Source organism: Ruegeria sp. G2, from assembly GCF_056533505.1.
Genome location: NZ_JBQFON010000003.1, coordinates 58,566 through 83,413 on the forward strand (window position 1 = coordinate 58,566; position 24,848 = coordinate 83,413).

The window sequence follows — 24,848 nt, forward strand, 5'->3', positions numbered from 1 at the left end:
GTCGTCTTCCTTATTTCACAGCGCCGAAAGTCAGGCCACGGACAAGTTGTTTCTGGCTGAACCAGCCAAGGATGAGGATTGGTGCAATCGCCATGGTCGATGCCGCGCTGAGCTTGGCGAAGAACAGGCCTTCGGGGCTGGAATAGCTGGCGATGAAGGCGGTCAGCGGGGCCGCGTCAACGGCCGTCAGGTTGAGCGTCCAAAACGCCTCATTCCATGCGAGGATAAAGTTCAGCAAAACCGTCGAGGCAATGCCGGGCACGGCCATCGGCGTCAGCACATAGAGGATTTCCTCTTTCAGCGTGGCGCCATCCATCCGGGCGGCTTCCAGAATCTCACCGGGAATTTCGCGGAAATAGGTGTAAAGCATCCAGACGATGATCGGCAGGTTGATCAGCATCAGCACCACGACCAGCCCCCCGCGCGTGTCCAGTAGACCCAACCGGATGAACAGCAGATAGATCGGGTAGAGAACACCCACTGCAGGTAGCATTTTGGTGGACAGCATCCATAGCAGGATGTCCTTGGTCCGCTTGGACGGGACGAAAGCCATCGCCCAGGCTGCGGGAACCGCGATGATCACGCCAAGAATGGTTGATCCACCTGCGATGATCACCGAATTCCACAGGAACCGCATGTAATCGGAACGTTCCTGTACGATGGCATAGTTCTCAAGCGTCCAATCGAAGTTCAGAAACAGCGGTGGGCTTGCGATGGCCTGCGCTTCGGTTTTGAAGCTGGTCAGGATCGTCCAGAGGATCGGGAAAAAGATCAGCAGACCAACGGCCCAGGCAAGGGCGGTGTTCAGCGATTTACGACGGGATGTGACGGCGCGGGCCATGGTCGTTCCTCCTCACGCGTCCAGATTTTTGCCAACGATGCGCATTAGGAAGATGGCAACGATATTGGCAAGGATGATGGCGTAGACACCTCCGGCTGATCCAAGACCTACATTTTGGCTTTCCAACACACGCTGGAAGATCAGGTAGGTGAGAGTGCGTGTGCCGAATGCACCGCCAGTGGTCACGAAGATCTCGGCGAAGATCGACAGAAGAAAGATCGTCTGGATCAGGATCACGATGGTTATCGCGCGGCTGAGGTGCGGCAGGACTATGTGATAGAACCGCTTCAGCACCGGGGCACCATCCATTTCGGCTGCTTCCAGCTGTTCACTGTCCAGTGACTGAATTGCGGTCAGCAGGATCAGCGTCGCGAAGGGCAGCCACTGCCATGAGACGATCATGATGATCGAAGTCATCGAGGCCTCGGATAGCCATGAGATCGGCTCGGCCCCGAAAAAGCGCCATAGATGGGCCAAAAGGCCATTGACCGGGTCCATGAACATGTTCTTCCAGACCAGCGCGGACACGGTGGGCATGACGAAGAAGGGCGCAATCACGAGGATGCGGACAACGCCCTGACCCCACATGGGCTGGTCCAGCAGCATCGCCAGAAGGATGCCCAGCACCACTGTGATCACCAGCACACCGCCTACGATCACCAGCGTCGATTGTACAGCGGGCCAGAAGGAACTGGACGAGACGAACCGGACATAGTTGTCGAAGCCGATCCAGCCCAGATCCCCTCCGCGCAGCGGTAGGTATTTCTTGAAGGAAAAATACAGCGTCATCGTTAGCGGCACGAGCATCCAGCCAAGAAGCAGGACCACTGCAGGTGCCATCATCAGGCGCGCGACGGATCGGGAGTGTTGAGTTGCCATGACGCAAACCCTCTCTGTTCAGGCGTAACCTAGCCTGCGAGGAAAAAGCGAGTTGTGGAAGGGCGGAGCGGGGGGCAGACCTCTGCCCCCTGCGGGTAGGGATGCCTCAGTAACCTGCGGCTTCCATTTCTTCTGCGGTGAAGGCCTGCGCTTTGGCCAGCGCTTCATCCACTGATTGCTGTCCGGCATATACTGCCGAGAACTCCTGGCTTACCTGCGTAGCGATGCCTGCAAATTCCGGGATGGCGACGAACTGGATGCCAACATAGGGCGTCGGTTGCGCGCAGCAGTTATCCGGGTCGGCTGCAAGGATCGAATCCAGTGTCATCTTGGCGAACGGAACCTTCTGGTATTCTGCGTTCTCATACAGCGAGGTGCGCGCACCCGGAGGCACATTGGCCCAGCCTTCGTTCTCGGCCACCAGTTCGATGTAATCCTTGGAAGTGGCCCATTCGATGAACTGCTTGGCTGCATCTTCTTGCTGCGTGCCCGCAGGGATGGCCAGTGCCCATGCCCAGAGCCAATTGGCGCGCTTGTCGACACCTTCTGAGTTCGGTGCCAGTGCAAAGCCAACCTGATCTGCCACGGTCGAGTCGTCCGGGTTCGTCACGAAGGACGCTGCAACAGTGGCGTCGATCCACATTCCGCACTTGCCCTGTTGGAATAGTGACAGGTTTTCGTTGAAGCCGTTGGTTGCATACCCTGCAGGACCCGACTCGTTCATCATATCGACAAAGAAGGTCAGAGCCTCTTTCCACTGAGGCTGATCGAACTGAGGTTTCCAATCTTCATCGAACCAACGGGCACCAAAGGAATTCCCGGTCACTGTGATGAAGGCACCACCTTCGCCCCAACCAGCTTTACCGCGTAGGCAGATACCGTTGATGTCGTTGTCCCGGTCAGTCATCGCCGCAGCGGCTTCGCGGATGAACTGCCATGTAGGCGCGTCGGGCATCTCAAGCCCGGCCTTTTCCATCAGGTCGGTGCGATACATTACCATCGAGCTTTCGCCATAGAACGGGGCGGCATAGAGCGTGCCGTCATTGCTGAGCCCGTTGCGCATGGCAGGCAAGATGTCGTCCACATCATATTCAGCAGACAAACCATCCAGCGGCACCAGCCAGCCATTCGCGCCCCAGATCGGCGTTTCGTACATGCCGATGGTCATGATGTCGAACGTACCGCCCTTGGTGGTGATGTCGGTAGTTACGCGCTGACGCAGCACGTTTTCTTCTAACGTCACCCATTCGACGTCAATGCCGGTCGCCTCGGTGAATTTGTCGGTATAGCCCTGCATCCGGATCATATCGCCGTTGTTCACGGTCGCTATGGTGATGGATTGCGCGTGGGCTGCTGCCGTGGCGACGAATGTCAATGCAGTCGCCGCACGAAGTGCGTGTTTCAGATACATCCCTGTCCTCCCTGAGCTTGGATGTCGTGCAGGGAGCGTAGAGTGAAAGTTATCGCGCAGTCAATAAAAACTTTACGCGCGTTAAAGTTATGATTTACGCAGAGTCCCTTAAAACAAGTCGAGCGGGGAAAAGTGTCTCCGTTCGTGATTCAAATTTCCCACCGTTTTCAATAAGTTCGAATAAAGTTTCGACGCTTCGGCTGGCTACGTTGTCGTAGTCATGTGCGGCTGTCGTCAGAGAAGGGCAGGTAAACTTTGCGAACGGATGATCGTCATTTGAGGCCACGCGCAGCGTGCAGCCCTCCTTCCGACCGACCCGAATCCCCTGTTCATAGCAGGCCGCAAGAAAGCCAATAGCCAGCCGGTCATTGCTGCACAGAACGGAGTTCGTTCTCAATTCACGCTCTTCAAGAACTTTCAGCGCGCCTCTGTGCCCAATCTCTTCGAAAGCCCATCCTTTCCCGTCGACTTTGATGATATGCGGCTCGAACCCGAGGCGCTCCATCATGGCGACATAAGCGTTCCTTCGTTTGTTGGCATTTGGGTTCGCAGGTGTGCGCATTTCAAAGAATGATGGAGGCTCGCCTGTCCGGGTCATGTATTCAACGGTCTGAGACACAAAGCTGAAATTGTCGGATCCGATAAACGCGGCACCCAGCCCATCAAGGTTACTGTCAAACAGAACAGTCGGTACGTTGGCGCAGAACTTCTCAATCGCCGATCGGTCTGAAATCCGGCCCAGGGGTGCCAACAAAACCCCGGCGGGCTTCATGGATTGCAGCCCATCCAGAATTTCGTTTTCCAGCTTTTGTTCTCCGTGGGCGCTAAAGAGAGAAGGGCGATAGCCTGCCGCAATAGAGCTTTGCTCCAGATAGCGCGCGATTTCGGCAAAGAACGGATCGGCCAGATAGGGCACGACGATGCCGATATTCTTGGTCAGCTTCCGGTTCTGGTTTACAGCATAGATATTCGGGCGATAGTCAAACCGTTCGAGCGCCTCTTCGATACGCGCCCTTGTCGTTGGGCGAACGCTGTCGGGATCGTGGAAGTATTTGGATACCGTGGGCCGCGAGATGCCGCTGAGGGCCGCGAACTCTTCCATATTCTTAATCTTGGTCATGCCAGTCTGCCTGCGGATCATAGCCGTCTTTATCTTATCCTATTTTTACATATTCTTTACGCGCGATAAAAAATCAAGAGTCAGACAAGTTCCGGACGTTTGTGCAGGTCGACGGGTAAAAATGTATCTCGGGATTGATATCGGTGCGTCGGCGGTCAAAATTTTCTGCGCGGATACTGATCGTATTCTTGCGACATATTCTGCAGGGATCGAGACGTCCTCGCCACAACCCGGTTGGTCAGAGCAGCACCCAGACCTTTGGTAGCAGGAGACGCGTGACGCGTTGAAGCAGCTTGCAGAGCAAATCCCACTGTCAGAGACGAAGGCCATCGGTTTGTCCGGACAGATGCACGGGGCCGTTTTGCTGGATCGTACGCTGCGCCCAATCCGCCTGGCAATCCTGTGGAATGACAGCAGGGCCGCAATCGAATGCGATGAACTGCGTGTAGCGCTGCCGCAGATTGGTCATATCGCGGGTGTCCTTCCGTTGCCCGGTATTACTGCCCCCAAAATCGCATGGCTGAAACGGTATGAACCCAGTCACTATGCTCAGCTTGCCCATATCCTGCTACCCAAGGAGTACATCGGTCTACGCCTGCATGGTGAGCTGGCAACTGATACGTCCGATGCCGCGGCAACAATGTGGCTCGATCAGGCATCGCGCAAATGGCATAACGGGATCGCGGAAGCCACTGGTGTGGCGCTCGAATGGCCGCCGCAAGTGTTTGACGGCCACAGTTTCGTTGGGCCGGTGCCGTGATCAAATCCTCGGCGCTGAGAATGCGATAAACGGATGCTTCCGAGACGAAGTACCGCTTCTCGTCGGTGTATTTGACCGCCAGTTCGCGCGGCGTCAGGTCTTCATGCTCAAGGGCAAAATCGACAACATCCTCGCATACCTTGTCCGGGATGCGGTTCCACACTGACTTGGGCCGTGGCGAACGATCAGCCAGGGCATCGACACCACCGTCGCTCCAGCGGGCATACCAGTCGTAGTATGTGCTGCTGGGGATGCCGAGCATCTTCAGGGTTTGCCGGGTTGGCAGGTGCGGTGCCTCGACCGTGCGGATGATCTCAAGCTTCTTTGAGGCGGGGTACACTTAGGTAAATCCATTCTGTCTGGTTCTACCGATGGAAAATTGTCGCCGGACGCAAACTTCACCTTCGCTGCCGCGCGCACCAATTTCTCACATTCGGACGAACCGGACTGTTGAACCAGCATGGCATCGAGGCCGTTCATCACCCTAACTTGAGCCCTTGCCCAGGGTGGAGATCGGCACTAGCGCTCAGTTTATTCTTATTGAGGGCCAATTTCTAATACGGAGTATTTGGACACCCTCCGTGGAGGATTGAAAGCATGGTTTCTGTCATTCCGGGACAGAGCTGAACATGGATCTCCGGCAAATCAAGTGTCAGCTTTCACTCAATTGATCAGTTGGCTTTGCAGCTGAAGAGAATGCCTTTGATCCGCAATTGACGACCGATGCCGCGGACTTCGCCGAAGTCAGCTCTAAACTCGAAGCAGACGTTCGCGGCAGTGCATCTGAACAACCGCGAAGCGGACAAAGCGGACATTAACTCAGTCGAACTATTCAATCACCGATCGTGCCAGTCGGAATGTTCAAAACGAATTGTGTTATTGCTTCTGCCAGTAAGTCCGGGCGTGTGACAGGCGCGCCGTGGCTGACACCGTCGACCACCTGCAACTTTGCTGTGTCAATGCTCGCGCCCGTGTGCTCGGCCATAAGTCGATACTGATCGAGCGAGTTTTCTCCTAACATAATCAATGTTGGGCACGTAATCTGAGCGAACTCCTTTGCAGACAAAGGCTTGGCCTGCTCAGCATGAAGATCCGGCAACATTGTATGACAGTTATCTAAGTGAACCTTTTGGAAATCTGGGTGTAAGTCAAAAAAACCGCCGGATGGCATGCTGTAGACCGCTTCAAGACCGGAACGCATGCCCGCTTTGAGATCGCCATCTTCGGCGAGAGCATAGGCGGGCTCCAAGCCCTTCCACGCAACCTCGCGCGCTTCCTTTAGCGGGCCTTTCTCTGTTGGCGGCTCGCACTCATACGAAGGTTCGAAGATGTTCAAAGAGAGGACTTTGTTGGGACTGGTTGCGGCGGCGCGCAAGAGAATACCACCGGCGTAGGACCAACCGGCGAGATGCACCGGGTACTCGAGGACTTCCAGTAGGTTGATCAGGTCTTCCGTGTGGATACGCCGCGCGTACGGCTTCTCATCAGGCCAGTTCCAATTGCCAAAATGACGTTGAGTGTAGGCCAAGAATTTCGCGTGCCGGGAAATAGGTTTCCAAAGACCACACCAGATGCGGTGATCGGCCCATGCGCCATGCACAAAAAGTATCGGTTCACCGTTCCCTGCTACGACAAGCGGGAAATCGGTTCCCTTGACATCCATCGGATGTGGCGCTGGCATTCCGGCTAAATCAACGTCAATCAGGTTTTGGCTCATTCTTCAAAGCCTAGATCATACCATGTAGCCAAGCAAATTCGGCTTCTAATATTGTGTCGGGGCGCTCCTGAGTTCGGTTCAGCTTTGGGCTCAGAGCAAACCTTCGCTGCGTATTGCCTCAATGAACGCTGTGCGGGACAAAGCGGACCTTACGGGGATGCCGTAACTAACGCACGTGACCTAAAGGCTGGTGGAACGGGTTTGTCGGCTTGGTAAGCTCTGGAGCGGTAAGCTACGTCACCCTTTGAATTGCAAGAACTTTCTACAAGAGCTCGTGTTCACTAAAACCAAGCTTTTACGGTTGGTTTTTTGACTAAACTCTTTGACTCAGTCATTCTTCTCCACGGGGGGGAACTGGATATGAATGGCGCTGACCAGAAAAGCCAAGCAGACAGGTACGAAGAAGGTATTGCGCTTCTGGATGTTGGTGTCGGCATATTCGATGACGCACTCCAATTGGTTTACTGCAACCCCGCATTTCGCGAGATGCGACGCTACCCACAAGAGCTCTGCCGCCGTGGTGTTAGTCTAGAAGATTTGCTGCATTTCAATGCCGAACGCGGAGATTTTGGCGCGGGCAACACTGATCGGCTAGTGGCCGATCGAATGAACGAGATTGGTGCCTCTGGTGAGCGCGCGCTCGAGCATGAGATGGCAGACGGGCAGGTTCTAGCGATCAGCTATCGCAGAACGGCCTCTGGAGGAACGATGGTCACCTATCAGGACCGCACCGCCGAACGAAAAGCAGAGAGAGCATTGCGAGAAAGTGAGGAGCGCTACGCGCTTGTTTCAGACGCTGCGGAAGAGGCAATCTACGATTGGCATATTACCGACGACCAGTTTTATGCGTCCCCACGACTTGAGACTTTTCTAGGGCTTGAGACCGGTCCTAAGGGAGAGAGAACGTGGGTATGGCAAGACATTATTCATCCCGACGATTTGCCCTCTTACTTGTCAGAGTTGGAGGCGCATATATCCGGCGAGAAGAAACGATGGGAATGTGAGTACCGACTCAAAGTAGCTAGCGGAAAGTGGCGCTGGGTATCGGATCACGGCACCTCGATTCGCGACACTAACGGCTACGCGACGCGTATGGTGGCCGCAATTCGGGACATTACACCCAAGATTGAACGGGATGCAGCCCTTGCCGCAAGTGAGGAACGATACCAGTTGGTCACTCAAGCTACCAGCGATGGAATTTATGATTGGGACGTGACCAATGATGTTCTGTTTGTCTCTGCTGACCTGAACGATCTACTCAGTTTGGACGAGGCCAATTCGTCTTCGGCACGATGGGCCGAGCAGATCCACCCGGATGATTACGACGCTTATGTCAAGGCAATCGTTAACCATTTCAAGGGCGAGACTGATGCTGTTGAATGTGACTACCGGCAGAGGGCGCGTGATGGCGGTTACCGTTGGGTTCACGACCGAGGCGTTGGTGTGCGAAACGCCGAAGGCCGGGTCGTCCGGCTTGTCGGTGCCGTGCGCGACATAACTGAAATCCGGGATGCACGGGAACGAATTGCCCGAATTGAAGGTCGGCTACTCGGAGCAATTGAAACGATCGCCGATGGTTTGCTTTTGGTGGGACCTGAAAATCGCGTCGAGTTATTCAACGACCGCTACGTCCAGATCTTCAGCGACGCCGCTGGCGGCGCCGATTTGAGCAACCTAATCTATGAGGGCCGCGAATTCTTCGACATGATCCGCAACGGCTATGAGCTTGGGATGTTTACCGAACATCCAGACGGCGTTGACGGTTGGATCGCTGCCCGCCGCATCGCTTGGGAGAAGCCAAAGGCGAACTGGGAACTAGAGTTGGGCAACGGTGTGTGGATCATGCTCAACGAACGTCGCCTGCCTGATGGTGGCCGCATCATGGTTTACAACGACATAACCGAATTCAAACGCAGGGAGGCAGATGCGCAGGCCGCACGGCAGCGGTTTGAAGACGCAATTGAAGCGATTTCGTCTGGTTTTGCATTGTGGGATGCCGAGGATCGGCTAGCTGTATGTAATGAGCGCTACCGCACCTACATGAGCGAACTCGCCGACAAGGTCGTACCCGGCGTGAAATTCGAAGAGATCATCGGTGCCGGCATCAAGCGCGGCCTATTTCCACTTTCCGAAGGAGAAGTAGAAGGGTATCTTGAGAGAATTGCCGAAAAGCGCATGAAAGCCTCGGGCGAACCACGCGAACAGCTAGTGGCCGGGTACTGGCTGCAGATTACGGATCACCGCACTTCGGATGGTGGCATCGTCTCGATCTATACCGACATTACCGAACTGAAGACCAAACAGCTGGAGATCGAACAACAATCAGCGATCCTCGAGTTAACAATGGAGAACATGGGCCAGGGGATTACGCTGGTGGATAAAGAGCTGCGCACAATTGCGTTGAATTCGAAATTTCTCGACCTCATGGAGTTTCCTCGCCAACGCTTTCGCCCCGGATTCACAATGGAAGAGGCATTTCGGTTCAATGCTGAACGAGGGGAATATGGGCCGGGCGACATTGACACCCAAGTGCGCGAGCGGGTGGAACTGGCCGCAAAATTCTTACCGCACAAGTTTGAGCGTATTCGTCCTGATGGTACGGTGATTGAGATTATCGGCAACCCTATCCAAGGTGGCGGCCTAGTTGCAACTTACACTGACATTACGGACCGCAAACTCGCTGACGAAGCTCTGAAAACGGCACTGGCAGAATTTAATGCGGTCATCGATCACGTCGACTATGGAATCCTGTTCATGGGACCGGATTTACGTGCGCGTATAATAAATCGGGCATTTGCGCGAATTTGGAACATCGATCAGAAATTCATCGACCAGCGCCCAACTATGCAGGAGCTGATAGAGTACAACAAGGGCACAGGAGTCTATGATGTCGCGCCGAAAGACTGGGATGACTGGCTGTCCATGCGGGTCGAGGCAATACGGGCAGGAAACATGCCACCGGGCGAGTTGTGTCGGGCTGATGGCATGACGTTGAGTTTCCAATGCGTGGACCTGCCGGATGGCGGTCGCATGCTGACGTATTTCGATATCACCGAACTAAAACGGCGTGAAGCGGAGATTTCCAACGCGCGTGATGCGGCTGAACAAGCCCTCAACGATCTGCGGCAAGCCCAAGAACGGCTCATCCAGTCCGAGAAGATGGCCAGCCTAGGCCAACTTACTGCCGGCATTGCCCACGAGATCAAGAACCCGCTGAATTTCGTCAACAACTTTGCCAAATTGTCTGGCGAGTTGATGGAAGAATTACACGAGATATTAGAAGACCCGATCGCTGCTCTGGAGGAAGAGGATCGCGAGGAAGCTAAGGACCTATGGCAGACAGTACGCGGCAACTTGGGCAAGATAAACCAACACGGTCAACGTGCTGACAGCATCGTTAAAAACATGCTTCTGCATTCCCGCGAGGGGCCAAGCGAGTTGCAACGTGTTGCACTAAACCCGATAGCAGAAGAAGCGCTGAACCTTGCCTATCACGGTGCTCGGGCGGAGGATTCCAGTTTCAATATCGAAATACGAGCCGACATTGATCCCGACGTTGGCCAAATCGATTGCTATCCGCAGGATTTGATGCGTGTTTTTCTTAATCTCATCAGCAACGGCATGTATGCGGCCAACAAACGTAAAGACGCGGAAGAAGGTGACTTTTCACCGACGATCTGGCTATCGACGCGAGCCAATGGTGACCGCGTCAACGTCACTATTCGCGATAATGGTACGGGCATTCCAGAAGAAATGAGGGAGAAAATTTTTCTACCGTTTTACACCACAAAACCCGCGGGTGAAGGCACAGGGCTCGGCCTTTCGTTGAGCTATGATACCATCGTCAAGCAGCATGGTGGAACATTGACTGTGGACAGTAAGCCAGGGGATCACACGATTTTTGACGTTTCGGTCCCGGTTCATTCTCAGGGGGACCTAGCATGACAGGACAAATTCTGATGGTAGATGACGAACCCGACGCACAAGACCTGATTCAACAAAATTTTCGGCGGGAGATACGAAAAGGAGTCTACAGTTTTGGGTTTGCCGGGTCTGGCGAGTCGGCCTTGGACGCAATAAGTCATTCGAAAGAAGAAGTGATGTTGGTGCTTTCGGACATCAACATGCCCGGGATGTCAGGAATCGAGCTTTTGCAGGAGCTGCGCGCTCGCTGGCCTGAATTACCGGTTATGATGATCACCGCCTATGGTGATGCAGCGACCGAGGCGAAAGTCCGGGAACTGGGAGCGGAACAGTTCCTGACCAAGCCCGTTGATTTTGTTGAACTGAAAGAGCGGCTCTCACAATTTGTCGGAGATACGACGTGACGCCGCCTCGCATTCTTGTTGTCGATGACGAGCCCGACCTTGAAGCGTTGATTTCGCAAAAGTTTCGGCGTCGCGTACGCGAAGGGGAACTCGATCTATTGTTTGCTCATGACGGCAAACACGCCCTCGAAGTTCTCGAAGAGAACCCTAAAATAGATATCGTCCTTTCCGACATAAACATGCCCAGGATGGATGGTCTCACTTTGCTTGACCGGTTGAGCGAGATGGAAACTGATCTGCAAACTGTTATGGTTTCCGCCTACGGCGACATGAACAATATCCGCGCGGCTATGAACCGCGGGGCTTTTGATTTCGTGACCAAACCGATCGAGTTCGAAGATCTCGACCGGACCATTGACAAGACGCTGGAACACCTTGAGTTGCTCCGCCAATTGCGTACGGCCCGTGATAAAGCTGAGCAAGCGAGATTGACGCTGTCACGGTATTTCTCTCCTACGGTGGTTGAGACGTTGTCGCGTGATCCAGAGGCAATAGAGGCCAAGGGCGAGCGCCGCGTAGCAACCTTTCTATTTACTGATCTGGCCGATTTCACTCAGCTGGTAGAAAGCTCGGATTCCGACCTGATCGTCGAAATTCTCAACGAATACCTAGATGGCATGACCCGAACAATCTTTTCGCACGGCGGAACAGTCATGAAAATCATAGGCGACGCCATCCAAGTAATATTCGGTGCGCCAGTTGACGACCCGGAACATGCCGCGCACGCGGTGGCCTGTGCCTTGGCGCTCGACGAATTTGCCCAAGGTTTTCAGAAGAAACTACTGGATCGCGGCATCGCGTTGGGAGACACGCGCATAGGTGTGAACAGCGGCGATGCGATCATTGGCAATTTCGGCGGCAAGAGCTATTTCGACTATACAGCGTATGGCGATGCTGTGAACACTGCGGCAAGGCTGGAACAGGCCAACAAGACGATAGGGACGCGCATCTGCACTTCGGAAAGTGTTGCCAAGGGGATCGACAACTTCTCTGGCCGACCAATTGGAAGACTCTTGCTGAAAGGCAAAACGCAAGCGGTGACCTGCTATGAACCCTTGTCAGAGGCGCTTGTCGACACCGATCAAGTGAGAGATTACAAGGCGGCGTATGAGCTGCTAGAGGCGAGTGACCCCAAAGCGCGCCAATCCTTTGCGGCGCTTTTGGCCGAGTGCGAAGACGACCCCTTGATCTTGTTTCACCTTGGTCGATTGCTGGCCGGCGAAACTGGTGCAGACATTGAAGCAGTGGGTTGATCGCCAGACCTGTCCCAACGTCATTGCCGCTAAACAACCATGATAAGGCTGCCCAACACTCGCCGTGAGCCGGTCGACCCCGACCCTACAATAACCAAAGGGTTGCCTATTTCGGCGGCAAGAACTGCGATTACACATTTGAAAAGCTGCAGGAACAGCGTGCCTACAACGATTGGACACCTTCCGACCTGGTCCATTTGGCGCAAATTTCGATGTTGATCGCTGACTTTGGTGCTGAAGCGGACACGCTTCGCGAAGAAGGCTACGTGATCCAATCGGACGTTCCAAAGAAGAATCCGCGCATTGACGTGCTTGCTTCGCTGAATTCTCAGATTATAGCCAGGTCTCGTCTGATCGGCATCAATCACACCGCGGCAAACCTTCAATGCTCTGGCCGCATCGGATGCCGATAGCGCGGAGCACCGCAATGCCTTTGCAACGCTGGAAACTGTACAGGCTGAACTGGTTTCGCGGTCTCTGTGATCCTCGACAGTTTGCTAGTGCACTGGATTTTCAGTGCGCTTAAAGCTATGTTATGGAACATAAAGAACTCTTTGTTACGGGTAGCCTTTGCGGTGAAAGCCCCATGGGCGCTCAGACAAATTGAAGACTAAGAAACGAAGCAATGGAGTAAAAAACTATTGCGGAACCTGAAGTGTCAACGCCCAAAATAAGGATTTTAACTTAACAGTCGCATTTGTATTAAATGATCTTTTGAAGCTGCTTTGCAGCGCATTGTGGTTTAATATTCTACTTGCGAGTACCTGATTGAAGTGAATAATGTAGTTAGATACCACTCCAGTCTCAGATGGCACTCGGCTTAGCACTATATATCTCTCGTCCGTGAATGTTTCGGGCGATAAGTCGGACGGGCATGGTAATTCACGGCTTCTCCTCACGGTCTCAATGTTCACTCGAATTATTTCTCTATCTCCTGCATAATAGATTAGATTGCCATCACAGAACATTTTCGCCAATTCCATGTGACTCAAGCTCCGGTATACCGCAAGTGTAGGGCAGGTTTCGTTTAGTGGGATTTCATTCGGTGTTTTTAGAGCTTCTTCAATGATTTCACTGTGTTTTCCAAACGCACCCGATGACACTATTTGGCTTACACCCGAAGCTTCGGTGGTTGTTTCACCCACAATCCCGAGTAAGCTTATCGCGGGCTGACATATATCGTTGGGCCAATGGGATGTCGGTAGTTGTACAAACGAAGAACCAGACAAATAAATTGGCATCGAGGCAAGTAAGCCATTTTTGCTATATATTCCAGGGTCCGTGCGTTCAGGTGTAACGGTTGTAGCGCCGCACAACAGATCAATAGATTTGTCGGAATTCTCTCCGAAGTATTCAAACCTAGTAACGGGGTTTACTTCAATAACTTCAATCTCCATATCAGGAAATCTCTCCATTACTTGGACTAACGCTGCATCGCAAAGATTAACTACGTAGCCGTCGAAACCCGAAGATCGCAAAGGACCACGACCCTTAGGTTGCAAAAGAGGCCCAAATTCCTTTCTAAACGAGAAGGGCGCAGCATCAACACGAACCCCCACTGATAGCGTCTCAGCAGATGTTTCACTGCTTTTAAAAGAAGAGATTGAGAAAAGTAAAATACACAGGAGATGCAAAAGTTTCACGTTCATTTCAATTTCCCGTCTTCTTCATCCGTCTCCTTTTCACCACTTTCGGGATCTTCATAAATTTCAATAAATCTAGCGTAGAGAAACAAGAATAATATCCCAAACATAGACATCTTCATGGTGTCGGTAATAGCCAACCTCTGGTTAAAATTATGGAAAGTTTCAAACATGAACAGAATCACAAGAAAGTATAAACCGCCAGCGATGAGAGATATGCGGGTTGTTTTCTCCATGCTTAGGCGATCATGCAAGTCCGACATGAAGTATACGCCAACTGAAATTATTATAGAGGCGATAAATGAGCCGATAAAATATATATAGTTTAGCGTTGTCGTTCTTAGAATCTTTTCAACTGTTACAAACTCAGATCCACTAGAGTGCTGTGTCAAGAGTCCGTTTATCTGTATTACGAATATCAACAATAGAATCCCGACCATGGATGGCGCAATAGCGTTTGACAAATACTGCCCTATTGGAGGTTGGTTTATTGAAAAATCCATGTCCCAACTGTCTTCATCTAGTTTTTCTTGCCTGCGAAGAACTGAAACAACGGCTACTGATATAATTAAAATGGAGTGTTCTATGAGTGATCTGATGGACCACTTGGCGGCAAATTGCATCCCGCTGGAGTTAAAGAAATTCGAAAAGTCGTTGTCACGATACGAGATTGATAGACGTTGCGCTGCAAGATAAAAAAACGCACTGACTGTGATGGTAATCATTGCAGCCCAGGCGATGGAAGATAGTTCAAAAGTTTTTTGCCTAACGCTAATTTCTTTTATCACATCTCTTGTTGGTGAGGGGATGTTCTGCAGTGTAAAGCTTCTTGTATTCAAATACAGTACTGCGAACATTGCGACTAAATTGTTTTCTTGCTTCAGTATTTCGTCAGATAACGCGCGGAGTTCAGATACGCTACAATGTTCTTTATCTATTTTTTTAACTGAATCATCGATTTGTCTAACTTCTTCACGAAGTTTCTCAATCCGGGGCGTCAATTGGTCGATTTCCGAGAAGTTGAACGCGTGATCAAACTGAGGGCCGATTACTGCCGGAGATATCAAATCGATACGTTTCAACTGAGAAGAAATAAGAGCCACAGTGTTTCTGTCTAGGTCACAACCCTCTTCTTTTAACTCGCGGACCCTCGTTTTGAAGCGATCCATACCAGGACAAGGTAAACTACCTTTCGTGGCACGAAAATTTGAAGTGTTTAGTAAGCGCGCTACTCGATAGATGCCACGCGGTATTCCAGCACGTCTATGTGCAAATCTCCGAACAGGTTCTTCATACTTTGAAAGTTGCCCTCCAACGGCAAGAAGGCTCATTAGGGTTGCGGCTACGGCGAGTGGACGCCCAGCCCGCTCGTCAGGGACCAGTGACTTTAGAAATTCCGGTGTACCCAAAGCGCCATCTTCTGTTCGGGCGCGCTCGGTTTCGAGTAGATCGGAGATGTTGTCCCAGAAAAATAACGCAAGTAAGTAAATTAAAATATATGTGGAGATGTAGATGGATCGTCCTAATTTCAGCGTGTCTTTCGAGGCCAAGGTTACGATGTCGAGGTCATTCAAAATCTCGTATCGGCGATGTGAATCTACCTTAATGGGTTGCTGAAATTGCAACTGTGCGTGCTGCCATATCATTACCAGACCTAGCACGACGATCAGGTAGTAATATAAGTCGTGGTTCATGCTGTGAACACCAAGCGGTTCTATTGCTGCGCCTGAGGGCTATGGGCAGTTTTCATATTGGGGATCGCATGCTGCGGCATATGCGGTCTCTGGTACCGTAATAAGCGGCACGCACAAGGCAATGATGACCAGCAAAAGAGATAAAACAATCCGTGCAGTCATTGTTTCCACACCTCAAATTCAATTGACAATGGTTTCAATTATATCACAGTTTTTTCTTTTTTTCCATCTCTTCAAGATTGCGTTTAAAGCGTTTCGTCTTGGACGAGAATCGCCGGGGATTCCCTTGAGACATCAGATGTTAGTCATCCTGTTTGGGGTCGAGTGCGGCTGAGTGCTAAATCCCCCTTTAAGCAGATTTTCGGTGAAGCAGCCGTTCGTTTATTGCGCGGCGGATTCAACGAGAGAGCCCATTTCGACAGATGCTGCGCTTTGAGCGAACGGCTGGTCTATTGGTTGCATAGCGAGTTGAGTGGGCTTGACAAAACATTGTATATCGGGATATCTCGATATATGGACATTGATAAAGCCATTTCTGCACTTAGTAACCCGGTTCGCCGTAACATCTTGGCTTGGCTCAAGGATCGCTCAAATTTTCCACCACCATTGCCAGAACATGCGGACCTGGAAGGCGTGTGTGTAGGATATATCCAAGAGAAGGCGCGTCTCTCACAATCCACCATTTCTACTTACATGAACCACCTGAAAGATGCAGGGTTCGTCGTGTCGGAACGGCATGGGCAGTGGACATTCTATCGCCGCAACGAGGAAGCCATCCAACAATTCCTGACTAAGTTTGGAAAGGAAATCTAGTCACGATGATTGCCTTGGCCGTCATCCACGAAAGTCGAAGGTGTGTCCATATATATCGAGATATCGAGATATCCAAAATATAGAGCTGAGAAAGCGATCCATCAAACTTCAATGATCGAAACACAAGGAAAGTTGCCATGAATAATATCAACACAGAACTCAGGTTGCCGAACGGCACAACGATCAGAAACAGGATCGTGAAGTCCGCCATGTCGGAGGCTCTTGGAGACGAAAACAACAACCCGTCTCAAGCGCATATTGATCTGTTTGCACAATGGGGAAAAGGCGGCGCGGGCATACTCGTCACGGGGAATACCCCTGTCGACCGGTTGCATCTTGAGCATGCCGGTAATTTCGTTCTCGACCCGGATTCGGATCTGGCAAAGGTTTCGGCTCTCGTTCAGGCTGGAAAAGCAGGTGGAGCAAAGATGCTGGCCCAACTTTCACACGCCGGGCGGCAAACGCCAGAACGCGTAAACCCTAATCCGACTTCAATATCGGACGTCAGGCTTGATCTACCGGGCTATGGCAAGCCCGATCCGCTGACAGAAGAGCAGATCCCCGGTTTAATTCAGAAGTACATCAATTCAGCAAAAATTGCGCAGGACGTTGGATTTGATGGGGTCGAAATTCATTCTGCGCATGGCTATCTACTGAGTTCGTCATTGTCGCCCCGGATAAATACACGCACCGACCGTTGGGGTGGGGAATCGCTCGAAAACCGTGCGCGGCTGGTGCTGGAAGTCGTGCGAGCTGTTCGTGCGGCGGTGAATCCGGGCTTTATCGTCGCGGTTAAACTGAACACATCCGATTTCCAGAAAGGTGGTTTCGATCACGAGGAATCCGTTAAGGTTGCGGTCATGCTGGAGAAAGAAGGCGTCGATTTCATCGAAATCTCTGGCGGCAACTTCGAAGCACCCAAAGCCTATACCCATGCGAAAAAGAGCGGTTCGACGGAAATTCGTGAGGCCTATTTCTTGGAATATGCGGCCGCGATCAAGGAGGCGCTGAGCATCCCCCTGATGGTCACCGGCGGTTTCAGATCGGTGAGTGTCATGAATGATGCGATAGAGACCGGCAAGACCGACCTCATTGGTATCGGACGGCCCTTCATCACCGAGCCGGGTTTTGCCGCCAGATTGCTTTCAGGAGAAATCGAACGCGCCCCAGCTATCGAAGAGAGCTTCCCGCCTGCCGAAGACCTTCCCCGTGGTGCGGTGCTCGGCTGGTTCTGCACGCAGATCGCGCGCGTCGGCAAAGAGGGCCACGCTGATTTGGAGCAATCAGTCGTAGAGGGGCATCAGCAGTATCAAACAGAGATCGAAAACATTACCCAACGATGGGTTGCTGCGAAAAGTCGGTGAAGTTTGAGTGCAGATCCGAGATGGTGAACAGTCACCATGTAGAAGGCCGCCGCTTTACGTGGCGGCCTCATTATGGAGTACTCTGGCATCCAAAATGCAGCCAAGTCGCGTAGCAAGCGGACATTGGTGAAACCGCGACGAAAGCTATTTCTGTCCGCGTTTTACCTGTTCATGTGACGAGCGGCGAAAGTCGATCCATACGAGAGCTGCCCTTGGTGCACATCGCGACGAATGTGTCAGAAGAGCCCATTTTGTCGAAGGCTGCAGTCGGGACGAATTGGTAATTTGCCGACATTGTCGCCATTCGCGGTGCGTGCAGCATTCTTTGCCGCCTTCAACCGGTACCCGGGTAGCGCATCGATGACTAAAAATCCCAACCCCGAACCGTTCGCGGCGGATTGCACCAACGACACCCCAGCGGATCTAGCCAAGACAATTATTGCACGGACGAACACAGCCAAAGAACTAAACTACCGACACTTGTGGTAAGCTACAATGGCGCAGCGATTCCCTACAAAACGCATAGATTTTGACAATGTCTGAAAAAATTACCCCGACGGTACCCGATCCGGAACCTTCACCTCCCGACGACAAAAAGAAAGCAGATGCCTCTGAGCACGAAGAACGCAACCCGCAACAGTATCGAGTGCCGACACACGAAGAAGTACACAGAGACATTGCGCTAGGAAACACTTACCGGATTGAACTCAGTAAGCTTCTTTTGGCACTCGCAGCAGGATTGTTCGCTTTCAGTGTGGCCTTCCAGCCAGCGACATTCCCAAACGTCGACATTTCGAATTTGGAAACAGGTTGGTACGCGCTGGCCATATCCATGGCAGGGGGGATGGGAAATCTCTACGGATGGGAAAAATTCTACCTTTCTTATCGAGACTACAATCTCAAGGGGAAAAAGAAGGAAGGAGAACGCTACCGTTCTATAGTGACTTCTCTTAGGCGCATAGCCCGTCTCTTTCAGTTTGCTGGTTTCCTAGTTGGAGCAGGTTTGATCGGCTACTTCACGTCCGAAAACATCAAGGCGCGTCCGGCTCAAGAGCCCCCCTGCGCCGTCGCATTGATTAATGGAGATTGTCCCGATGCCAACTGACTGGAAACAAAAGCTAAACGATCTGTTAGGTCAACTGAGCGGCGAAGAAAAGTCTTTTGCCGAGGCCAATGTCGAGGCTGTCAAGAGATCCTGCTACGGGTATGGGCCAGACGCAGCTAACCCTGACCCATCCTCGGGTGCTCGCATGGTAGTGAACATTGCAAGTGTGCACGTTCCCGATTTCGTGAAAAACGGCTACAAGAACGGATATGACTTAGGTCGCTATCGCATAGGACAGGATCGGCAAGGCGATACACCAAAGATGCGTGAACTAGTTGACGACGCTCTCCCTGTGTCAGACGCGAGCAACGTGTATTTTGGTGCCGCATCTTTGTCCGGTGCGGGCATTCGGTTTTACGGCGACATTTGCATGGTTTTGAAAGGCGAGGCTATTCCGGCCTCGACCGTAGTTCTAGATAGAAACTCATACGACCTCGTACGCCAACCGTTTTCCAATGACCTGCAAAGCGAGCCTGACAAACTTGCGGAGAAAGCCCTCGAAATTTCTGGTCGCTGGGGCGAGCTAGCTGATATCGCCGCGACAAAAACTGTCTTTCCCTATTCGGGTAAAACCCGACGGATGACTTCCGGGCAGATCGCGGCGGAGTTGCTCGACGACGAAGACTATGTCGAGGTTCTGAAAGAGGGCAATTTCTCTAACGCGGACCTTGAGACCGCGAGAATATCGAACGCTGAAGCTGCAGCCATGAGTCATATCGAAGGAAAACAGACACTTGGACCTCCTGCGACGGCTGCAGAGCTTTTGTTCGTGGCGCAGCGTCGTCAGGCAATCCAAGCACTAGATGCCAACGGGGTTGACGTTGTGGTGTCGACGACCTCTGGGAGGATCAAGTGATGGACGTGCATTGGTACATAGACGCCTTGGATGCACGATCAGGCAGGGCCTTCGTCTCTTTCCGCTCGGGGGTATTAGCAAAAGCAAAAGACTTGGAAGTATTTCAGCAATCATACTATATGTCGCCCCCAAGCTTCGAGCCGGAAGCCGTGTCCGGTGCAGCAATTGGGTTGAGTGGCACTCGCGGCACGTTCCAAGGCGGCTTGTATGACGAGGAGGGAGAGGTGCCGTTTCCTTCTTTGGCAACCATCGTAGACTTTGTCCGTCGAGCCTACCTCAGTGGTGGTGGAGATGCAGGACCTGATGACGAAGGGCCGCCGGAACCACCTGAAGAAGGCGGACCGGAAGGTGAAGGACCATTCGGCCTGTATCAAATTGACTCCGAATACGAAGGTTCCAGGTCCCGTTCGGAAAGTGGAGCCTCCGTGGCTGAACAGGCTGGGGAGTTGCTGAGCAGGCTATCCAAATTTGACGAATTTATTGGGAACAGTGAACGTGGCAAGCCGGGACCATCTGGTCTCAGCTACTCGAACTTCAGCACGGGCGGCGGTGGTGGGCACCCGGTCACGCCATCCGAAAGGTTGGTCCGAGCGGTGAGCCTTTTGTGGCTCGACCTCTTGTACCGCGCACCCACGACAACGGCCGACGCCAAGAGTTGGAGGCATTGGTGGCTTTCGATGTCTGCTCTTGCCGAACTGCTTGAGTACCTACGCTTGCACGAGTTTATATTAGTGGATCGCAATTTCTCATGGCAAGTGGTTGACCGCGCTGCTGAGGAAACCCAAACTTTTCTAACGAATCTTTCACGTCGGCTTCCAATCCCGCTTTCCGACTACTGGCGACATCCTAGGCATTGGATGGATGTTTTTCACGGAGACCACCTTGATCCGGTGGAGAGAGCGTTATTGCATTGGCTTGGGCCAAAATCCGGCTATTTATTCTGGCAGTATGGTTACAGGTTTGCGCATTTTGGCGATATTGAAGATGCTTTTTCTTACTATTTCCACAGGCGCTATTATGACGAGCCCGTCTCCGCATGGAGCAATGCATACGCTCGCCCAACAACGCCACAGATGGGCGTCTCTTGTTTGAACGCATTGCCGTTGCCAATGTCGATTTCGAGAGGCATCAGTTTTGGCAGTGTTGGCCGTCAGCGTGCAACGCTGTTCAACTTTATATCCGTGTGTTGCGCAACGACTGACGAAGTGTTCGCGAGCCAATCGCATGAAATACGCCAAGCGCGTTTCGATCTACTTTTCTTGGCTGCATTCCTGGTCGTCGGTGAGCCCGATTTGAAACGATCCGGAGGGGGCTGGATGTTTTCGGGTGGTGTATCAAGCGTGCTCAAGGAGGAAATCGAGGACTGGCATAACCCACTGGCCGACAAGGCGCTGAAATGGCTGCATTCTAACCTGCCGCAGTTTGCCTTCGCTAAGAGCACAGAAGAAATGATCGGCGCTACACGGGATTTAGTCTATGCGTGAATTGGCTGCATGCGCTCTTTGTCTCCACGACGATTGACTTCTAAGAGCCGTCCGTAGCTTGGTTAACCTTGCTGCGCTTGCGAAGACTGTGCGCTAAATGAAGACCTGTTTTGCGCGGTTAAGCCGCCGTTGGCAGTTTCAAATCGAACGACCGAAACGTCCCGCTGAGCCGACTTTGTAGCAAGGTGTCACTAACGCCCGCTACGCGGGACAAAACTCAGCTTTCTGCCGCAAGACCGATGCGCATTTTCCACAGTTTCAGGAAAGCGAATGTTTCTTCCGTTGATGTCTTGAAGGACGATGCCCGCAGTATCAATATTAGACTAAGCGTCCTAAAACCAAGTCTTGTTCATTGTTTTCACTCCCTGATTGGCTGCGTTCCAAGCCAAAGCAGCTCACCGAAGCAAATCAAAAGCCCGAAGACGAGCTTGGTGCCGAACCGGTTGCGAAGGTCGGCACCAATATCGACCGGCCGGTCATAAATCTTTATCGGCCCCATATCACCTCTGGGCATTGTCTGATTCCGCCCGGTTCAGCTTGCGGAGGTTCAGAGTCGAGCTGCGAAACTGCCGGTGAACAAGCACTGGGCTGACGTCGAACATGGCAACGAGCTGGAATAGCTACTTCCTGAAAGCGGTTTTGGACCTTGAATCTCCTCGGCGGACGCAATCCGTAAGGGCCGCGATCACTGCTGTGATGGGCAAGATCATCGTCATCCTGAATGCGGTGCTCAAGACAGGTGAACCTGCAAAGCGAACCATACCAACATAGCGTTTGCGGACCTTCGCCGCGATGTCTGCGAACTAGAAAGATGCGGACAAAGCTGACATAGACTATGTCCGGCGCTAGGATGTTTTGAGCCAACGGCAGATCGCGTTTCACCGTTGTCAAGTTTTGAGCGGGGTAAACACGACATGGCGATTTTTGATGGCCTGCCTGCAGAAAGTGGCCTCTCTGATGTGCTCAAGATGTTCCCTCGAAACTCTGAGCTCCTCCTCCGTTTGCTTGATGACATCATGTGTGCTGAGGGCGAGCTTTCGCGAGGGGAACGGGAAGCAATCGCGGCATACGTTTCAAAGCTAAACGCGACCCAATATTGTGTGTTCTATCACTCTGTATTTTCAGAAGTATTCTCAGGTCCGATAGAAGGCACTAACAGGCGCATCCAACCGCTTTTAAACTATGTTCGATGCCTGCGTGGCAGAGACCGCAATGAGATTGTGTCAGCGTTTGAAATGGCCCGGCAGGCGGGATGGCGAGAAGGCGCACTATACGAAGTTGTCGAAGTCTGCGGTATATTTGACTTCATTAACACCATCGTCCTTGCGTCAGGAATCAATACACCTGACGGGCCGATGCGTCCGTATCCTACAGTCGACGGCCTAGAAAATTCTTATGCTTCGATGGCGGATGAGATCAGAAACTAATAGTCCCTTTGGGCTCAATGCTGGCATTCTCTGCGGTGATCATGATCGGCTGGGGGCAGCCCCAAACCGGACATTCACAACTGAACTTTGCAGTTTCCCTGGTGCGGAGAAAACGCGCGTCCGTATTCCAAAATAGTAACGTTTGGTTTTGGAATCGGGACTTTCGAATACACCTCGGCGAGGCCTATAGCGCCGCGAGTTCAGGGTGGCGATAGGCCTCTGGGTATGACATTGGCTTGAATGGCCCATTGGGCACTACGCTATTCCAACTGCGTCCGAAGTAACCCTGGCGGCAGTGTACAAGAGACCCTGCCTCGGCAATTCCGGGCAACGCGTATACTCGGCACAACCACCGCCACAAGTATGGGTAATCTAGGATTCTCGCACCATTAAGCTTCATTCGCACATAGTAGACGGGATCGTGACGATAGAGAGTTGGGAACAAGCGAAGATCTACTTCTGAAAAGTGGTTGCCTGTCAAATAGGGCCTGCCATCTGAGAGATGCTCCTCCAAATATTCGAGTGTCTCAAAATAGGCGTCAAAAGCTGTTTCATAGATCGTTTGATCAGACGAAAACCCGGCCTTGTAGGCACCATTGTTAATCGCTGTATATATCCGTTCGTTCAGGTCGTGAATTTGGTGACGCGGCACTTGGTCCGGGTAAAGCCTAACGTGTTCAGCTGCCGGGATTGTGCTGCCAAGAGATTCCGCTGAGGCGTCCAGCATTCGGATAATTTCAGCGCTTTCGTTGTTAACAATGCATCCTTGTATCTTGTCATACAGGATTGGAAGGGATTGCTCTTCAGAGCCTTCAGCACGATAGATCTCTTTGGCAAGGCGCAGTCCTTTGCCAGTGCCGGTCTCACTCGTGCATTCTGGCAAAGTCTCACCTGTGAGCGATGCAATCCGATCAGGTGCAAACTCCCAAAGGTTTGGCGCCTCTGGATCGTCGTCGCTGGTGCGGTTTGGAAATGCAACGTCCATCGTGATGCTTTTTTGAAGGCTCAACACATTTCGCGCCAGCGTGACCCTGTGACACCACGGGCAATTCAATGCTACGAACAGGTGATAGCGATCAGGTTCTGCCGGAAACACTGGATCGCCAATAGCGTGGCGAAAGCCGCTAACACCGCGCACGAATTCACCCCGTGCACGGCGCTTGTTGATATCAGTTTGGTCTTCTTCGGTAGACGTGTTGGTCATGACGTCAGCATCATCCTCTGAGCCGGTGATGCAAGATGATTGGCACGGCCAATTCTTCTTCATCGCTGAGATGCCGTTTCAGGAACGCTTCAATCGTGTTGCTTGTCGCATGGAGCTGTCCGGCTTCATCGTAAGCTTGCGCCTCATCAAGTGCGGATAGCTTGATCACACGGTTCGCCGTGCGGGTGAAGTCACTCAGCACCTTATCCAGATCGAAGTGATCCTGTTCAAGCAACTTAAGCCCCGCATCAAAACGCGGGTCCGCAGCCGACAGCTCAGGAAAATAACTGTGATCTTCCCAGCCGTGATGACCATGCAGGTTCCCAATCAGGTTGCCGCCATAGTAGGACAGCCGCCCCACGTAGTCGTCCAACCCCATCTCGTTGCTCAAAACCCCTTCTGTATCTAGGCGGACAAGTTTCGCCACACGGCGGAACATCTCATGCGCGCCGAGCCAATGCTTTGTTTTTTCTCTGAAACCTGGATGGGCTTCCCAACTGTCACGGGGGTATTGGTCCAAGAGAAACCGCATTTCTTGGGGCATGTCGTCTTGGCGGATGACGTGTGTATCGAGCATCGGTTGTCTCCTTTCGGGGTAAAAATGGGAGGTCAGACAACTGCCCGCCAGTAGCGAAAACGCACAATCACTATGCGTCAACGAACCCCCGCGAAGTCGATGCCGCTCAAACCAGTGATCTTGCGCTTTTAGGGTTCGATGCCGTGCTGGATGAACCTTGCAGGCCTTGACGGCTATAAGTGCGGGCGGGAAACGGGAGTTTTTGGGGGCGCGAAGCTGTCAACCCACAATGCTGAAAGCCAGTTTCAGGCACTCTCGAAAGCATGATGTTCTCGTCTCCATCGCTTGGCAGCAACGAACCGGCTTGGGAAGTGTTGGATTGCAATCGCGAATGTGACCAGTATGGAAGAATCGCGCGTAATTTCTGGCACC

21 protein-coding genes and 1 pseudogene are annotated in these 24,848 nt (G+C 52.3%); 11 read left to right on the forward strand and 11 right to left on the reverse strand.

What is annotated here, in order from left to right; all coding sequences use genetic code 11:
- Nucleotides 1-10: 10 nt before the first annotated feature.
- The 4 genes from ACR0DU_RS07330 to ACR0DU_RS07345 form a co-directional block, all read right to left on the reverse strand.
- A complete protein-coding gene (locus tag ACR0DU_RS07330) occupies nt 11-841 on the reverse strand; it encodes a carbohydrate ABC transporter permease (protein ID WP_010443328.1) in 831 nt (276 codons plus the stop codon).
- A 12-nt stretch (nt 842-853) separates the two neighbouring features.
- A complete protein-coding gene (locus ACR0DU_RS07335) occupies nt 854-1,720 on the reverse strand; it encodes a carbohydrate ABC transporter permease (protein WP_480873358.1) in 867 nt (288 codons plus the stop codon).
- 106 nt (nt 1,721-1,826) lie between these two features.
- Nucleotides 1,827-3,131, reverse strand: a complete 1,305-nt coding sequence (locus tag ACR0DU_RS07340; RefSeq protein WP_480873360.1) for an ABC transporter substrate-binding protein — start codon at nt 3,129-3,131, stop codon at nt 1,827-1,829.
- A gap of 94 nt (nt 3,132-3,225) precedes the next feature.
- Nucleotides 3,226-4,251: a LacI family DNA-binding transcriptional regulator gene (locus ACR0DU_RS07345; protein ID WP_480873362.1), complete on the reverse strand. Its 1,026-nt coding sequence runs from the start codon at nt 4,249-4,251 to the stop codon at nt 3,226-3,228.
- A gap of 334 nt (nt 4,252-4,585) precedes the next feature.
- Here ACR0DU_RS07345 and ACR0DU_RS07350 point away from each other — a divergent pair, with 334 nt between their 5' ends.
- Entirely contained in the window at nt 4,586-5,011 is a 426-nt protein-coding gene (locus ACR0DU_RS07350; protein WP_480873766.1) for an FGGY family carbohydrate kinase, read from the forward strand.
- On the opposite strand, the pseudogene ACR0DU_RS07355 reads toward ACR0DU_RS07350, so the two are convergent.
- A pseudogene (locus ACR0DU_RS07355) lies at nt 4,998-5,348 on the reverse strand (helix-turn-helix domain-containing protein); the annotation flags it as partial. The gene ACR0DU_RS07350 and the pseudogene ACR0DU_RS07355 sit on opposite strands and share 14 nt — an antisense overlap.
- A 495-nt stretch (nt 5,349-5,843) precedes the next feature.
- The gene (locus tag ACR0DU_RS07360) at nt 5,844-6,728 is read right to left on the reverse strand and encodes an alpha/beta fold hydrolase (protein ID WP_480873364.1); all 885 of its coding nucleotides are present in this window, start codon (nt 6,726-6,728) and stop codon (nt 5,844-5,846) included.
- Between the two features lie 360 nt (nt 6,729-7,088).
- Here ACR0DU_RS07360 and ACR0DU_RS07365 point away from each other — a divergent pair, with 360 nt between their 5' ends.
- The 3 genes from ACR0DU_RS07365 to ACR0DU_RS07375 are packed head-to-tail and all read left to right on the forward strand — an operon-like array spanning nt 7,089 to nt 12,309.
- Nucleotides 7,089-10,673 (forward strand): PAS-domain containing protein, encoded by a 3,585-nt coding sequence (locus tag ACR0DU_RS07365; RefSeq protein ID WP_480873365.1) that lies wholly within the window; start codon nt 7,089-7,091, stop codon nt 10,671-10,673.
- Complete coding sequence (locus ACR0DU_RS07370; protein ID WP_480607093.1) at nt 10,670-11,056, forward strand: response regulator; 387 nt, start codon at nt 10,670-10,672, stop codon at nt 11,054-11,056. The genes ACR0DU_RS07365 and ACR0DU_RS07370 overlap by 4 nt, the downstream gene beginning before the upstream one ends.
- The gene (locus ACR0DU_RS07375) at nt 11,053-12,309 is read left to right on the forward strand and encodes an adenylate/guanylate cyclase domain-containing protein (protein WP_480873367.1); all 1,257 of its coding nucleotides are present in this window, start codon (nt 11,053-11,055) and stop codon (nt 12,307-12,309) included. Before ACR0DU_RS07370 ends, ACR0DU_RS07375 begins: the two co-directional genes overlap by 4 nt.
- 638 nt (nt 12,310-12,947) lie before the next feature.
- Here ACR0DU_RS07375 and ACR0DU_RS07380 read toward each other — a convergent pair.
- Both ACR0DU_RS07380 and ACR0DU_RS07385 read right to left on the reverse strand, forming a co-directional pair.
- Complete coding sequence (locus tag ACR0DU_RS07380; protein WP_480873369.1) at nt 12,948-13,958, reverse strand: type 2 periplasmic-binding domain-containing protein; 1,011 nt, start codon at nt 13,956-13,958, stop codon at nt 12,948-12,950.
- Nucleotides 13,955-15,646, reverse strand: a complete 1,692-nt coding sequence (locus tag ACR0DU_RS07385) for a hypothetical protein (protein WP_480873371.1) — start codon at nt 15,644-15,646, stop codon at nt 13,955-13,957. The genes ACR0DU_RS07380 and ACR0DU_RS07385 overlap by 4 nt, the downstream gene beginning before the upstream one ends.
- A 513-nt stretch (nt 15,647-16,159) precedes the next feature.
- Here ACR0DU_RS07385 and ACR0DU_RS07390 point away from each other — a divergent pair.
- Both ACR0DU_RS07390 and ACR0DU_RS07395 read left to right on the forward strand, forming a co-directional pair.
- Nucleotides 16,160-16,459: an ArsR/SmtB family transcription factor gene (locus tag ACR0DU_RS07390; protein WP_480873373.1), complete on the forward strand. Its 300-nt coding sequence runs from the start codon at nt 16,160-16,162 to the stop codon at nt 16,457-16,459.
- Nucleotides 16,460-16,596: 137 nt separating this feature from the next.
- The gene (locus ACR0DU_RS07395; protein ID WP_480873375.1) at nt 16,597-17,823 is read left to right on the forward strand and encodes an NADH:flavin oxidoreductase/NADH oxidase family protein; all 1,227 of its coding nucleotides are present in this window, start codon (nt 16,597-16,599) and stop codon (nt 17,821-17,823) included.
- Nucleotides 17,824-17,992: 169 nt separating this feature from the next.
- Here the strand turns inward: ACR0DU_RS07395 and ACR0DU_RS07400 are convergent, their stop codons facing one another.
- Complete coding sequence (locus tag ACR0DU_RS07400) at nt 17,993-18,145, reverse strand: hypothetical protein (RefSeq protein ID WP_480873377.1); 153 nt, start codon at nt 18,143-18,145, stop codon at nt 17,993-17,995.
- Between the two features lie 213 nt (nt 18,146-18,358).
- On the opposite strand from ACR0DU_RS07400, the gene ACR0DU_RS07405 reads away from it, so the two are divergent.
- The 5 genes from ACR0DU_RS07405 (at nt 18,359) to ACR0DU_RS07425 (ending at nt 22,695) form a co-directional block, all read left to right on the forward strand.
- A complete protein-coding gene (locus tag ACR0DU_RS07405) occupies nt 18,359-18,928 on the forward strand; it encodes a hypothetical protein (RefSeq protein ID WP_480873379.1) in 570 nt (189 codons plus the stop codon).
- Nucleotides 18,918-19,784 carry a hypothetical protein gene (locus ACR0DU_RS07410; RefSeq protein WP_480873381.1) on the forward strand — a complete coding sequence of 289 codons (867 nt, stop codon included), beginning with the start codon at nt 18,918-18,920 and terminating at the stop codon, nt 19,782-19,784. Before ACR0DU_RS07405 ends, ACR0DU_RS07410 begins: the two co-directional genes overlap by 11 nt.
- Nucleotides 19,784-21,268: a hypothetical protein gene (locus tag ACR0DU_RS07415; protein ID WP_480873383.1), complete on the forward strand. Its 1,485-nt coding sequence runs from the start codon at nt 19,784-19,786 to the stop codon at nt 21,266-21,268. Before ACR0DU_RS07410 ends, ACR0DU_RS07415 begins: the two co-directional genes overlap by 1 nt.
- A 600-nt stretch (nt 21,269-21,868) precedes the next feature.
- On the forward strand, nt 21,869-22,039 hold the full coding sequence (locus ACR0DU_RS07420) for a hypothetical protein (RefSeq protein WP_170780679.1): 171 nt from the start codon (nt 21,869-21,871) through the stop codon (nt 22,037-22,039).
- A gap of 143 nt (nt 22,040-22,182) precedes the next feature.
- Nucleotides 22,183-22,695, forward strand: coding sequence for a carboxymuconolactone decarboxylase family protein (locus ACR0DU_RS07425; protein ID WP_480873385.1), 513 nt, complete (start codon nt 22,183-22,185; stop codon nt 22,693-22,695).
- A 184-nt stretch (nt 22,696-22,879) separates the two neighbouring features.
- Here ACR0DU_RS07425 and ACR0DU_RS07430 read toward each other — a convergent pair whose 3' ends face one another.
- Both ACR0DU_RS07430 and ACR0DU_RS07435 read right to left on the reverse strand, forming a co-directional pair.
- On the reverse strand, nt 22,880-23,899 hold the full coding sequence (locus ACR0DU_RS07430) for a glutathione S-transferase C-terminal domain-containing protein (protein WP_480873387.1): 1,020 nt from the start codon (nt 23,897-23,899) through the stop codon (nt 22,880-22,882).
- Between the two features lie 10 nt (nt 23,900-23,909).
- On the reverse strand, nt 23,910-24,476 hold the full coding sequence (locus ACR0DU_RS07435; protein ID WP_170780673.1) for a hemerythrin domain-containing protein: 567 nt from the start codon (nt 24,474-24,476) through the stop codon (nt 23,910-23,912).
- Between the last annotated feature and the right edge of the window lie 372 nt (nt 24,477-24,848).